This window comes from Paraburkholderia sp. BL18I3N2 (assembly GCF_003001875.1).
GTDB classification, from domain to species: Bacteria; Pseudomonadota; Gammaproteobacteria; order Burkholderiales; family Burkholderiaceae; genus Paraburkholderia; species Paraburkholderia phytofirmans.
Genome location: NZ_PVNC01000004.1, coordinates 345,435 through 358,498, shown reverse-complemented (window position 1 = coordinate 358,498; position 13,064 = coordinate 345,435). Strand labels below are relative to the sequence as shown.

The 13,064-nt window shown below is 63.9% G+C and carries 11 protein-coding genes; 2 read left to right on the top strand and 9 right to left on the bottom strand.

From position 1 onward, the window contains the following. Positions 1 to 292: 292 nt before the first annotated feature. The 6 genes from B0G75_RS14750 to B0G75_RS14720 form a co-directional block, all read right to left on the bottom strand. A complete protein-coding gene (locus tag B0G75_RS14750; protein WP_181309273.1) occupies positions 293 to 1,417 on the bottom strand; it encodes an FUSC family protein in 1,125 nt (374 codons plus the stop codon). Positions 1,418 to 1,566: 149 nt separating this feature from the next. After that, a complete protein-coding gene (mctP, locus tag B0G75_RS14745; protein WP_106306523.1) occupies positions 1,567 to 3,117 on the bottom strand; it encodes a monocarboxylate uptake permease MctP in 1,551 nt (516 codons plus the stop codon). Beyond that, positions 3,117 to 3,356 (bottom strand): DUF3311 domain-containing protein, encoded by a 240-nt coding sequence (locus tag B0G75_RS14740; RefSeq protein WP_106306520.1) that lies wholly within the window; start codon positions 3,354 to 3,356, stop codon positions 3,117 to 3,119. Before B0G75_RS14740 ends, mctP begins: the two co-directional genes overlap by 1 nt. Before the next feature lie 407 nt (positions 3,357 to 3,763). Next, positions 3,764 to 4,696, bottom strand: coding sequence for a spermidine synthase (locus tag B0G75_RS14730; protein ID WP_106306514.1), 933 nt, complete (start codon positions 4,694 to 4,696; stop codon positions 3,764 to 3,766). After that, positions 4,693 to 5,166, bottom strand: coding sequence for a DNA-deoxyinosine glycosylase (locus tag B0G75_RS14725; protein ID WP_106306511.1), 474 nt, complete (start codon positions 5,164 to 5,166; stop codon positions 4,693 to 4,695). Before B0G75_RS14725 ends, B0G75_RS14730 begins: the two co-directional genes overlap by 4 nt. Then, on the bottom strand, positions 5,166 to 5,849 hold the full coding sequence (locus tag B0G75_RS14720; RefSeq protein ID WP_106306508.1) for a chorismate lyase: 684 nt from the start codon (positions 5,847 to 5,849) through the stop codon (positions 5,166 to 5,168). Before B0G75_RS14720 ends, B0G75_RS14725 begins: the two co-directional genes overlap by 1 nt. 238 nt (positions 5,850 to 6,087) lie before the next feature. On the opposite strand from B0G75_RS14720, the gene B0G75_RS14715 reads away from it, so the two are divergent. Beyond that, positions 6,088 to 6,594, top strand: coding sequence for an OmpA family protein (locus tag B0G75_RS14715; RefSeq protein WP_106306505.1), 507 nt, complete (start codon positions 6,088 to 6,090; stop codon positions 6,592 to 6,594). A gap of 61 nt (positions 6,595 to 6,655) precedes the next feature. Here B0G75_RS14715 and B0G75_RS14710 read toward each other — a convergent pair whose 3' ends face one another. Together B0G75_RS14710 and B0G75_RS14705 are read right to left on the bottom strand one after the other, a co-directional pair. Continuing rightward, positions 6,656 to 8,473 carry a tetratricopeptide repeat protein gene (locus B0G75_RS14710; protein WP_106306502.1) on the bottom strand — a complete coding sequence of 606 codons (1,818 nt, stop codon included), beginning with the start codon at positions 8,471 to 8,473 and terminating at the stop codon, positions 6,656 to 6,658. Between the two features lie 52 nt (positions 8,474 to 8,525). Continuing rightward, complete coding sequence (locus B0G75_RS14705; protein ID WP_106306499.1) at positions 8,526 to 10,334, bottom strand: hypothetical protein; 1,809 nt, start codon at positions 10,332 to 10,334, stop codon at positions 8,526 to 8,528. 261 nt (positions 10,335 to 10,595) lie between these two features. Here B0G75_RS14705 and B0G75_RS14700 point away from each other — a divergent pair, with 261 nt between their 5' ends. Next, positions 10,596 to 10,877: a hypothetical protein gene (locus B0G75_RS14700; protein ID WP_106306496.1), complete on the top strand. Its 282-nt coding sequence runs from the start codon at positions 10,596 to 10,598 to the stop codon at positions 10,875 to 10,877. Between the two features lie 160 nt (positions 10,878 to 11,037). Here the strand turns inward: B0G75_RS14700 and htpG are convergent, their stop codons facing one another. After that, complete coding sequence (gene htpG, locus B0G75_RS14695) at positions 11,038 to 12,936, bottom strand: molecular chaperone HtpG (protein ID WP_106306493.1); 1,899 nt, start codon at positions 12,934 to 12,936, stop codon at positions 11,038 to 11,040. Positions 12,937 to 13,064 lie beyond the last annotated feature (128 nt).

The window sequence follows — 13,064 nt, the reverse complement described above, 5'->3', positions numbered from 1 at the left end:
CCACAGTGCGCGTGCCCGCAAGCGGCGATTGCAGCGATTACAGCGATTGCAGCGATTGATGCGGTTGCAGCGATTGATGCGGTTGCTGCGGTTGCTGCGGTTGCCGCAGTTGCCGCAGTTGCCGCAGTTGCCGCAGTTGTCGCAGTTGTCGCAGTTGTCGCAGTTGTCGCAGTTGTCGCAGTTGCCGCAGTTGCCGCAGTTGCGGCGATTGCGGTGGCTGCGGCAGTTGCGGTGGTCACCGCGCTCGGTTCGGTCAGCCCGCCGCGCCGCCCAGGAGCGGGCGCCGACCCACTCAAGCCTTCAACAAAGGCCACGCACGCCGTTCGATGTTCCAGTTCGGCTCGGTTTCCAGTAACCGCTCGCGCAGGCGGTCCACCTGTTCGGCAAGCCGTTGTCCGAGCCAGTACGGCCCCTGAAATTCGGGTGGCAGCTTCAGCGCCGCGTCGCCGTGCCTCTGCGCCAGCGCCGACGCGGACGGAATGCCGAAGTGCGTCGCCCGGCCAAAGCGCAGGCCGCGTGCCATCGCCAGCAGAATCGCGCGCACGGTGCGCACCTCGGCGCCGCATTGCTCGGCGTACGCGGCGCGCGCCGTGGCGTCGGCGTGCATCAGCGGACCGGTGGCGAGCAACTCCAGCGAACTGAGCACCGAGCGGTGCAGCCGCTGAATCTCCTCGAGCTTCGACTGCGGCACCTCGATTTCTTTCGCTACCGAAGGCATCAGCGAACGCAATTGCACAAGCCGCTTGTTGATCGCCAGAAAGCGCCTGACCTGCTCTTCCTCACTAATCGTCTCGCCCTCCAGCAGCCGCGCGTAGATGCGCGCGCATTCGCGCAGATTCATTGCAAGCCCGTAGCGCCATGAATAAGTGGCATGCAGCGGCAGCGCAAACGAAAACGCCAGCGCGATCACGATGCCGATCAGCACATTCGCCGTACGCCACAGGCCCACGTCGATCTGGTTGTCGCCGTGGCCCGCGACGATACACATGGTGATCGCCGTCAACAGCCCGATATAGCCCGACGAGCCGATCGCGAACCATGCGCAGATGCCCGCGACGATCGACATCAGCACGTAAGTGAGCGGTGGCGAGTCGGTCAGGTTCTGCAGCACGATCAGCGCAAGCCCGATCGATGCCCCGAGCAGCGTACCCGCCGCCCGCTCCGCCGCCTTCTTGCGGATATTGCCGTGATGCTGCAAGCCGCCGATCACCACCAGCAAAGTGACCGAAGACCAGATGCCGTGCGGAATGTCGATGCCGGTGGTGGCCAGAATCGACACCAGCATGGCCAGCCCGACACGCAGACTGTGCAGCACCTTGGCGTGGCGATAGCGGTAGTAAGGCGACGTAACCGCGCGGACCATCCGGCTGAGCGCCGAGCGGCGTGGAATCACGGTGCGGGAATCGGCAGAAGCCATGGCGGCGCGCTCGATACGGTGAAGGACGGTTCCGCTATCCTGCCCTGGAGTGCCTCATCAGGACAAACGCCCGCACATTGTGGTGTGCGGGCGTCGCGGTTTTCAGGCTGTCGCACCCCGTGGAGCGGCACGACATGAAGCAGCCGTGATCAGCTTTCGACCACGTCCAGATAGTCTTCCGGACGGGTACGGTCTTCGGCGCGCTGCATGCCGAACGCACGCACCAGCAGACTCACCACCACCGCCACCACCAGATTCACGATCAGCGACCACACCGCAGCGTAGCCCGGAATCGCCATGCCGAACAGGTGGATCGTGAAGATCGAGCCGGCCAGCTTCAGCGAAATCGCCATCCACGTACCGGTTGCAATGCCGACGGCCCAGCCGACCAGCAGGCCGCGGTAGTCGAGCACACGCGTGTACAGACCCAGCACGATCGCCGGCAAGGTCTGGATGATCCAGATACCGCCGAGCAGTTGCAACTGGATCGCGTACGTGAGCGGCAGGCCGAGAATGAACGCCACGGCGCCGACCTTGACGATCAGCGAGACCAGCTTGGCGACATTGGTCTCCTGCTCATGCGTCATGTTGCGATTGACGAACTCCTTGTGGATGTTGCGCGTATACAGGTTAGCGGCCGCGATCGACATGATCGCCGCCGGCACCAGCGCGCCGATGCCGATCGCCGCGAACGCCACGCCGACGAACCACGACGGGAAGTAATGCAGGAACAGCGCCGGCACCGCGAAGTTCGGGCCGAACGCCTTGAAGTACGGCGCGAACTCCGGCATGTCCTTCACGCCCGAAGCCAAAGCCATGAAGCCGAGCAGCGCGAGCAGGCCGAGCACCAGCGAGTAAGCCGGCAGCATCGCCATATTGCGACGGATCGTGTTGCCCGACTTCGACGACAGCACCGCCGTGATCGAGTGCGGGTACAGGAACAGCGCGAGCGCCGAACCCACCGCGAGCGTCGCGTAGGCGCTGTAGCCGTTCAGGCTCGAGACGTCCGGCGCCTTCAGCAGCAGCTTGGCCGGCGGCACCACGCTGAAGATGTGACCGAAGCCGCCCAGTTGCGGCGGAATCACGATGATCGCGGCGAAGATCGTGATGTAGATCAGCACGTCCTTGACCACCGCGATCATGGCCGGCGCGCGCAGACCCGAGGTGTACGTGTAGGCCGCCAGGATCGCGAACGCGATGATCAGCGGCAGATCGCCGACAAAGCCCTTGGTGTCGAAACCGAGCGCGCCGATCACCACTTCGATACCGACCAGTTGCAACGCGATGTACGGCATGGTCGCGACGATGCCGGTCACCGCGATCGCCAGAGCGAGCATCCGGCTGCCATAGCGCGCCGACACGAAGTCCGCCGACGTCACATAGCCCTGGCGTTTGGCGATGCTCCACAGTTTCGGGAACACCACGAACGCGAACGGATAGATCAGGATCGTGTAAGGCAGCGCGAAGAAACCCGTTGCGCCCGCACCGAACACCAGCGCCGGCACGGCGATGAAGGTGTACGCGGTGTACAGGTCGCCGCCCAGCAGGAACCAGGTGACGATGGTGCCGAAGCGCCGGCCGCCGAGGCCCCACTCTTCCAGATGCGCGAGATCGCCGCGCCGCCAGTGGGCCGCGATAAACCCGAGAATCGTGACGCCGATGAAAAACAGAACGAAGACGAAAGTTGCTATGGCGTTCATTATTGTGCGCCCCCCTGCGGACGGCCGCTGGAGCGCGTCTTGGTCTTGAAGTACACGATCGCCGTGATGACTGCGCTGATCAGCACCCACAGGAGCTGATACCAGTAGAAGAACGGAAAGTCGAACAGCACCGGTTCGACCTTGTTATATGACGGCACCCAGATCATCGCGATCCAGGGTAACAGCAGCAACCAGAGCCAGTGCTTGCTGGCCTTGTTCGCGTCGGCGTCGTGAGCCATGACGTCTCCTCTTCCCTATTATTGAAATGTTGGCCCGTGTTTGACGGGTGGTGGATCCCATAGCGGATGGCCACGGGCGCCCCGAAAGCTTCGAAAGAGTATAGGAGCGGCGAGAGCGCGGTCAAGCAGGGACGACCCCAGCACGCCCGTGCTTTCAGGGTCAGCGCGAAGGCGTTTCAGCAAGAGGAGTTGAAGCGCTGCGGCGAGGCGCATCAGGGCGTGCCGCTTGGGTCTGACAGGCCGGCCCGCTTCGCGAGGAAGAAGACCGGCTGTTCAATGCACGATGGATGAAGGCGGCGAACGTCGCGTGGGCGCAACGGCGCGTGGCGCGCCGTCCGGGACATTCAGTCCATGCACTGCTTTGGACCGGGCCGGCTGGCGAGGTCCGACCGCATGGGTCGTTGCAATCAGATCGCGAACGAGTCGCCGTTCTGCCCGGTCGATTCCTGCAGACCCTTGATCCATTTATGCGCGGGCAGACCGAGTTCCGCTTCGATCAGCCTGGCGCGTGCTTGCAGCGCCGTGAACGGCACCTCGAGCGCCGGACCCGAGAACGCGATCGCGATGCGGTTGCCGTCGTGCACTTCGGGCAGCGCGAGCACGCGGCCGTCGAAGGCTTCGTTCAGACGCTTCATGTTGCGCACGAAGCTCGGATGATCGCCGAACAGATTCACCGTCACCACGCCCGCGTCGGTCAGGCACGCGCGCACCGCGCGATAGAAGCCGACGCTGTCGAGCACCGGACCGCGCGCGGTCGCGTCATAGACGTCGATCTGCAACGCGCCGATCGTGCCGTGGTTGGCGCGGTCGTTGACGAAGTCCCACGCATCGGTTTCGTGCACCGTCAGACGGGCATCGTCGTGCGGCAGTTCGAACATCGTGCGCGCGGCCACCACGACCGCCGGGTTCACTTCCACCGCCTCGACCTTCGCGCGCTTCAGGAAGCGGTGCGCGAACTTGGTCAGCGCCGCGGCGCCCAGACCGAGCTGGACGATGCGCTTGGGCGTTTCGATAAACAGCAGCCAGGCCATCATCTGCTGCGCGTATTCGAGTTCGATGTGATCGGGCTTGCGCAGACGCATCGCGCCTTGCACCCACTCCGTGCCGAAATGCAGGAAGCGCACGCCGCCCTCTTCCGAGAAAGTGACCGGCGCGAAACGCGGCTTGCGGGGCGCTTCGATTTGCGGCGCGTCGTGCAGACCGTCGTCGTGCGAAACGCGGGTTTTGTTGCGCGTGGCGTTCTGCGATTTATGCGGCTTTTGTTTGCCACCGGCGACGTCAGCGTCGCGGTTGCGGAAGGCACGCGCTTCAGCGGAAGCGCGCTTGATCAAATTCGTCATGTAAGGATGTCGCGCCAAAGACGCAATTTTTGGTCGAACGAGAGCATAGCATTCGCCGGACTCGACGAAGGCAATACGAGGGTGGCGTAGCCCGCCGCGCCGATCACCGGCGCAAAGCGGCCCGCCGTCTTGCCGTTGAAGCAGACTTTCGCGAGCTTCGGCGCGTGCGCGCGCAACGAAGCGAAATCATTCGGGCTGGCATTGCGGATCGCGGCGTCGAGACTCCCTTCGCGCGTGCAGGCGGCGAGCACGTCCCATACGCCGATGCCATGCGCGAGCACGCGGCGCAAGCGCTCCTCGTACGTGAGTTCGGCGAGCGGTTCGTCGAGCACGGAGCCGAGCAGGCGCCAGAACTGGTTGCGTGGATGCGCGTAGTACTGCGTCGCGGCAAGCGACGCCTCGCCGGGAAAGCTGCCGAGAATCAGCGTATGCGTATCCGCGGCGGCGACCGGAGGAAAACCGCGCAGCATCAGCGGCTCCGTTCGTCGGACGCACGCGTCGCCGGATGCGCGCGCGATGCGGTGTGTTCGAGCGCACGGCCGTGTTCGCGCATCCGGGGATGGGCGAGCCAATCGTCCGATCGGCTCGCGCCTGACAAGCTCGCCAGATGTGTCCATAACGCCGGCAACATGCATTCGGTGACCATCAGCGGCGCGCCGTGGCGCTCGAACACCGAGCGGCGCGCGACCAGCGCGTGTGGCGGCAACCCTTCGATTTCACGCGCAGCCAGACGATAGAGCGCATGCCGCGCGGTCAACCTGCGGCTCACCAGCGACGACCGCGCCACACTGCTATCGCTATACAGCAACTCGGCCAAGGGCCGCGTGCGCAGACGCCGTATGGCCTGCCACACGCCGGCGCTCGCGGCTAGCGGCGCGACGCTATGCGCCGCCACGAACGGCACGCCGTCGACTGATAGCGCGACTTCCCGAACCCAGACCGGCGCACGCGGCACGAGACCGAGCGCAGCGCTCTCGTCGGCCCACGGCAGCGCGACGCCTTCGTGCGTGACGCGTACCGCGACGGCGCCGAGCGCACGCAGATGCGCGGTCAGTGAACCGCCGCGGGTCAGCCAGTCTTTCTCGGCGGCGGTGAAGCCGGGTAAGGGCGCGACGCGCCAGTGGGCGTCGGCGGCATCGAAACGGATGGACATGGTGTCGGATTATAACGGCGCAGCTGTCGGACCATTCGCCAACGCGCAGGTCTCGCCCTTCAGCAGATTCCATCGACTACGACAGCGGTGGTGAAGCACTTCCACTGGCGTGTCGATTTCAGATAGTTCCGATTCTCCGCGGCTCGCGTCGCGCGATAAAACCTCCGTGCTTTGCAAAGCCGGCCGCCGCGATCCACGGCGCGCCACATGAACGCACAATCAAGGAAAAGACACGAAGATGAAGAACATTCTGAGCACAACCGCATGCGCGATCTCGGTCCTGCTGGTGACAGGTTGCGCGGCGCAACTGAACCGCGACACGGAGACGTCGCTGAACAAGGCTGTCGGTATCGAAGTGGCGCCGGTCGCCGGCGGTGTCGCGGTCAAGCTGCCCGAAACCGCCCTGTTCGATTTCAACAAATCCGACGTGCGCAGCGACGCGGCCGCGGTCATCGATCGCTCGGCCGTGCTGCTCAAGCGCAGTAAGAAACCGATTGTCGTCGAGGGCTACACCGACAATGTCGGCACGCTCGAATACAACCAGCATTTGTCCGAGGCGCGCGCGAGCGCGGCGGGTTACGCGCTCGTGGCGCGCGGCATCGCCATGGACCGCATTCGCACGAAGGGCAACGGGTACAACAATCCGGTGGCGAGCAACGATACGCCCGAAGGCCGCGCGCTGAACCGTCGCACCGAGATCGTCGTGCGCGGTGAGACGATGGATACGTTGATGGGCAAGAAGTAGCCGACGGCCATTCACGGCCGCCTTCAACCGAAAAACCGGGCGCGTGTGAGGCGTCCGGTTTTCAGCCAGCGACAAAATCGCGCAATGCTCGTGCGACCTCGTCGAGCACCGTATCCCAACGCCCCAACTCACGCTGTCTGAACAGTCGCGCGGACGGATACCACGGACTATCGTCGCGCTCCGTCAGCCAGCGCCAGTCGGTGAACGTCGGCACCAGCACCCACACCGGCGTGCCGCATGCGCCGGCCAGATGGGCAACCGCCGTGTCCACCGTAATCACCAGATCGAGCGACTGCACGATCGCCAGCGTGTCGGCAAACGTGTCGATCTCCGGATCGAGAGCGTGCATGCCGATATCCGCACGCGACGCCACCGCCTCGTTCTGCGTCTCGCCCTTTTGCAGCGCGAACCAGTGCACACCGGTCTGCTGCAAAACCGGCAGCCATTGGCGCAATGGAATCGACCTATAACGATCGAGCTCATACGCCGGGTTACCGGCCCAGACGATGCCGACGCGTTTTCGAGGCGCATCGCGTGCATCGGTTGCACAGAATGCGTCGAGCCGGCTCCGCCAACGTTGCACCTGTGCGGGTTCCGCTCGCAGATACGACGTCGAGAGCGGCAACATCGGCAGGGCCAGCTTCATAGGCTCCGGCATGCTGAGCATGCGGCACCAGTAGTCGTACGGTCCGGGCGGCGCGGTCGTCCACGCGGCACGCACGCCGGCCGCGCTTCGCGCCACTTCGCCAAGCGGAGCCTCGACCCAGACGTCGACCTGGGCGCCGCGCTTATTCAACCAGTCGGCCATACACAAGAACTGCAGTTGATCGCCCAGCCCCTGCTCGCCGACTAGCAGAAAGCGGCGGCCCGTCACGCGCTCGCCTTGCCATTCCGGATAAGCCGGGCGAACCAGGTCGTGATTTTCCGGCAGGGCTTCGTGCCATCGATATTGCTTCCAGCCGTTTTCGTAGTCGCCGGCACGCAGTTGCGCGGCTGCAAGGTTGAACTGCATCAGCGGATGATCGGGCATCAGCCGCGCGGCTTCGACGGCATGCACATGCATGGCCGGGAAGTCGCCCAGCATGTTGAACGCAAACGACGCGTTGTGATGCAGCCAGCCGTTGCGCGGATCGACGCCGAGCGCTTCGATGGCGACGCTGATCGCATCGCTGAAACGCTCCGCGTCGTTCAATGCGAAGGCCACCTGTTGCAACGCGGATGCGTCGGCGGCGAAGCGAATGCGCAGTTCGGCAAGCACGCTGTCGATCCCCTCGCCGCGCTGTGCTCTCGACAACGCAGTAATCAGGTCGAGCGCGTCCGGCAGATGCGTCGGGTCGAGCGCCCATGCACGCAGCCAGTAGTCTGCTGCGTCCTGATAGCGTTCGAGCTCGGTACTGACTCGTGCGAGCGAGCGAACGGCGTGATGCAACGTCGGTTCGAGCTCAAGCGCCTTGAGGTAGTGGCCGCGTGCTTCGACGAGGCGCTTCGACAGCTTCAGGCAATCGCCCAGATTCCGATGCAGGCTCACGGTGCCGCCACCGAGGCCCACTGCGCGATGGTAGAACGCTTCGGCCGCGATCAGCTCGCCGTCCAGCGCGGCGATCAAGCCACGATGTTCCCAGATATCCGCGCGCTCAGGCGCGACGTTCAATGCCTGATCGAAATGCTCGCGCGAACGGTCGGGCCGATCGACGCAAAACAAGGCGAGGCCGAGTCGATGGAGCGCGTGTACGTTGTGCGGCTGTTCGGCAAGAACGCGCTGGTAGTCGGCAATTGCTTCGTGATGGCGCCCCGCGGCGAAGCAGGTGTCGGCATGTGCGGCCATCGCGCCGAGATCGTTGGAGACGCTGGCGGGGAATATTAATTCGTGTTCGTGCATCGAAGTCGATCAGTTGCGTGAGTTGCTCTCAACCTGGCGCGGTTTGCGCCGCTCAGGCTGTCTGGTGCGGCGCCAGCACCGTCTTCAGGCGCGCGGCCACCCGCTCGACCACCGGCGCCCATTGCGCGGGCTGCGGCTGACGGAACAGCTCGACCGAGTCGTACCAGGGCTGCGCTTCTTCGTTACCCCACGACCAGTGGGAAACGTGATCGAGCATTGCCAGCACGCTATGCCCTAACGCGCCGCCGAGATGCAAGGGCGCGCTGTCTATCGTCACCAGCGCGTTCAACGCGGTGAGATGCGCCGCTACGTCGTCGAAGCCGTCTTTGTAATCGCCAGTCAGATCGCACAGGCGATATCCCTGCGCGGCGAGCACCGTCACATCGGCGTGGCGTCCGGGCGTGAGCGGATGGAAGACGACATCTGGAAGCGCCAGCAGCGGCGCCAACGCGGCAAGCGAAATCGACCGCTTGGCGTCGCGCCGATGCGTCGGGCTGCCCGACCACACGAGACCGACGTGCCACGTCGCATCGGGCGCGTGCGCGCTGATCCGTTCGCGCCAGGCCGCCGCCTTCGTTGTATCGGCCTGCAGGTAGGGCGAGCCGCGAACCTGCGGAGGCTCGACACCGAGCACGAGCGGCAGGCTCATGAGCGGCAACGCGTAATCCGGCGAGCCGAGCGGGCCTTCTTCGATCGACACGCAATTCGCATAGAAACGCGCAAACAGCGGTTGCAGCGCGCGACGCACGGCAAGCACCAGCCGTCCGCCTTCGTCACGCACGCGTGCCGCCAGCCGAGGAACGAAGCGCACCATCTGGATGTCGTCGCCGCTGCCCTGCTCGCTGTGCACGACCAAGGTCTTGCCGGAGAGCGCTTCGCCACGCCAGCGCGGGCACAAACGTGTCATTACGCTGACGACGTTGTTCTGTTCGCGGTCTTCGCGCGCGAGACGCGCCTCGAAACGCGGCCACGCGCTCGACCAATCGCCGCGCCGCAGTTCCAGGTCCGCCAGATCGACCGCGGCCTGCACCGCTGACGGATCGATCGCGAGCGCCGCTCGCAGCGCCGCCTCGCTGTCCGCGTAGCGTGCCTGCTCGTTCAGATACATGCCGATCGCCGCCAGCACGTCCGCATTGCCGGGCGCGACGGCGTCCACGGCGCGCATGGTGGCCTCCGCCGCGGCTGCGTCGTTGCACTGCCATTGCGCGTGACTGAGTTGCCACGCGATCTCCGCATCGGCGGGATTGCGCGCAAGCCTTTCGCGGCAGATACGTTCGACCATCGGCCAATCGCGCATCTCTCGCAACGTCAGCACGAGTTGCAACGGCAATGCCGGATCGATCGCGGGGTCGAGCGCATACGCGCGCAGCAGCGCCGCGCGACGCTCGTCCCGCGCGCTCGCCTCCGGCAGCGTCGTCAACGCGATCGACAACCACCACGGCGCGCGCGCGTCCTGCGGCGCTCGCCGCTCGTAGGCACGCAAGATTCGCGCGGCCGCCGAATGGGCGCCGCACGTGTCGATCAGCCACGCTACCCAGTCGATCGTTACCTCGATCGGCTGCGCGGCCACCGCCCGCTCGCTGTTGCGCTGTGCGGCGCCGGCGTAGCCAAGCGCGTCGGCGAACAGCGCGACCCGCGCATGACGCGCTCCGTTCGCACACGCTTGCGCCTGCGACGCGCTGTGATACGCCTCTTCGAAACGCCCGGCGCTCGCGCATAGGTCGGCGTGCAACTGCGGCGTCCCGCCTGCCACGGCGAATTCGACTGCGCGACGCGCGGCGGCTTCAAAACCTTGCTCGCGCAGGATGGACCACAGGAGATGAACGGAATCGAGAGGTACTGCCAGAGCGGAATCGGACATGGGAATTCAGAGCGTTGTTGTTGTCATGCGCGAAGGCGTAATCACAAAAATGGGACCCGGTGCTTTCAATGCTTAGAGATTGGAAATAATCCTTCAAGCCTCCGAATAAAAATCGCGCGAGCATAAGACAAAACCGCGTTTTTACATCTCATAAACTAATCTCAATTTAATACGATTGATTCTATTTAGTTAGTTAACCATAATTAATTTCAATCGACTACGCGCAACTCCCCTTAGTCGACCAGATCAATCAACTACAACATGGAGCAAGCTTTGAACACTGGAAAATCGAAGGAAACATCCGACAGCATCGCTCATCTGGCTGCGGTCGTTTTACGGCGCGCGGGCGTCGCGCAACTGGAGAAAGAACTGGCGGGCTCAGCTCTGGCGCAACACCACACGTCGAAACAGACCAGCAAGGCGATCGGCAGTCTCGCCGCCAAAGTGCTGGCCGATCACACTTCATGTCACGAGGCCAAGGAATTGGCCGGTAGCGTGCTCTCGCAAGTGCGTCATCTGGAGGGGCCGGCGTCAGCGCGTTAAGCGCTCGGCAGGAAGAGGCCAAAGCGGAGTCAGCCGCGCTTCGCTGAATCACGCCGCGCCGCGCCGCGCCAAAAGGCAAAAAAAATGCGCTGCCGAAGCAGCGCATTTTTCAACCTCAAGCGTCAGAACGACGCCGTGGGGCATCAAGCTCGACCCGCGCTCAGTTCGCGCGCGCAAGCAGCAGCGCATTGGTGCGCTTCACGAAGCTCGCCGGATCGTCCAGCGCGCCACCTTCGGCGAGCAATGCCTGATCGAACAGCAGATGGCACCAGTCGTCGAAGTTCGCGCTGTCCGCGTGCAGGCCCTTCACCAGCGCGTGCTCCGGATTCACTTCGAGAATCGGATGGAACGACGGCGCCGTCTGGCCCGCGGCCTTGAGCATGCGCTGCAGATAGCCGCTCATTTCACCGTCGTCGGCAACGAGGCAAGACGGCGAATCGGTCAGGCGGAACGTGAGACGCACGTCCTTGGCCTTGTCCTTCAGCGCTTCCTTCATCTTCTCGACGAGCGGCTTGAACTCTTCGCCGACCTTTTCCTGGGCCTGTTTTTCTTCGTCGTTCAACGCGCCCAGATCGAGATCGCCGCGTGCCACGCTTTGCAGCGGCTTGCCTTCGAATTCGTTCAGGAACGACAGGATCCACTCGTCCACGCGATCGGTCAGCAGCAGCACTTCCACGCCCTTCTTACGAAACACTTCGAGGTGCGGGCTGTGGGTCGCCGCCTGCCAGGTGTCGGCGGTCACGTAGTAGATCTTGGTCTGCTCGGGCTTCATGCGCGCGACGTAGTCGGCCAGCGACACGGTCTGCTCGGCTGTCTCCGTATGCGTCGACGCAAAACGCACGAGCTTCGCGATCCGCTCGCGGTTGGCAAAGTCTTCGCCGATGCCTTCCTTCAGCACCTGGCCGAATTCCTTCCAGAACCCGGCGTACTTTTCCTTGTCGGCTTCGTTATCCGAGTTGGCCAGCTCTTCGAGCATGGACAGCGAACGCTTGGTCACGCCTTCGCGGATCGCCTTGACATCGCGGCTTTCCTGCAGAATTTCGCGCGACACGTTCAGCGGCAAATCCGCCGAATCGACCACGCCCTTCACGAAGCGCAGATACGCGGGCAGCAGTTGCTCGGCGTCGTCCATGATAAACACACGCTTCACGTACAGCTTCAGGCCGCCGCGATAATCGCGATTGAACATGTCGAACGGCGCGTGGGTCGGCACGTACAGCAATTGCGTGTACTCGCTGCGGCCTTCCACACGGTTATGCGTCCACGTGAGCGGATCTTGATGGTCGTGCGAGAGGTGCTGGTAGAACTGCTTGTACTGCTCGTCGGTGATCTCGTTCTTCGAGCGCGTCCACAGCGCGCTGGCCTGATTGACGGTCTCGTCCTCGTCCTTCGTGACCATCTCGCTCTTTTCCGAGTCCCACTCTTCCTTCTGCATCAGGATCGGCAGCGCGACGTGGTCGGAGTACTTCTGGATAATCGACTTCAGACGATGCGACGACAGTAGATCATCTTCATCCGCACGCAGATGCAGCGTGATGGTCGTGCCGCGCGCGGCACGCTCGATCTGCTCGACGGCGAAATCGCCTTCGCCAGCGCTTTCCCAGCGCACGCCTTCCGAGGCCGGCAAACCGGCGCGGCGCGTTTCGACCGTGATCTTGTCCGCGACGATGAAGCCCGAATAAAAGCCCACGCCGAACTGGCCGATCAGCGCCGCATCTTTCTGCTGGTCGCCGGAGAGCTTGCCGAAGAATTCCTTGGTGCCCGAGCGGGCGATCGTGCCGAGGTTGGCGATCGCTTCGTCGCGACTCATGCCGATGCCGTTGTCGTCGAGCGTGATGGTGCGCGCGGCCTTGTCGTACGACACGCGAATCCGCAGGTTCGGATCGTTTTCGTACAGCCCACTGTTTTCGATCGCTTCGAAGCGCAGCTTGTCGGCCGCGTCGGAAGCGTTCGAAATCAGCTCGCGCAGGAAAATTTCCTTGTTGCTGTACAGCGAATGAATCATCAGGTGCAGAAGCTGTTTCACTTCTGCCTGAAAGCTCATGGTTTCTTGTGCCATGGTCGGACTTCCTCTCTGTTGCGAATGGGGGTTCAAGTCGGGCGCCGCGCCGCGCGTTGCGGTTCGCCGGCGACGTCGGCTTGCCGTCGGCCTGTCGCCGGCGTCACGCCGGTGGGCCGGCGCTGGGC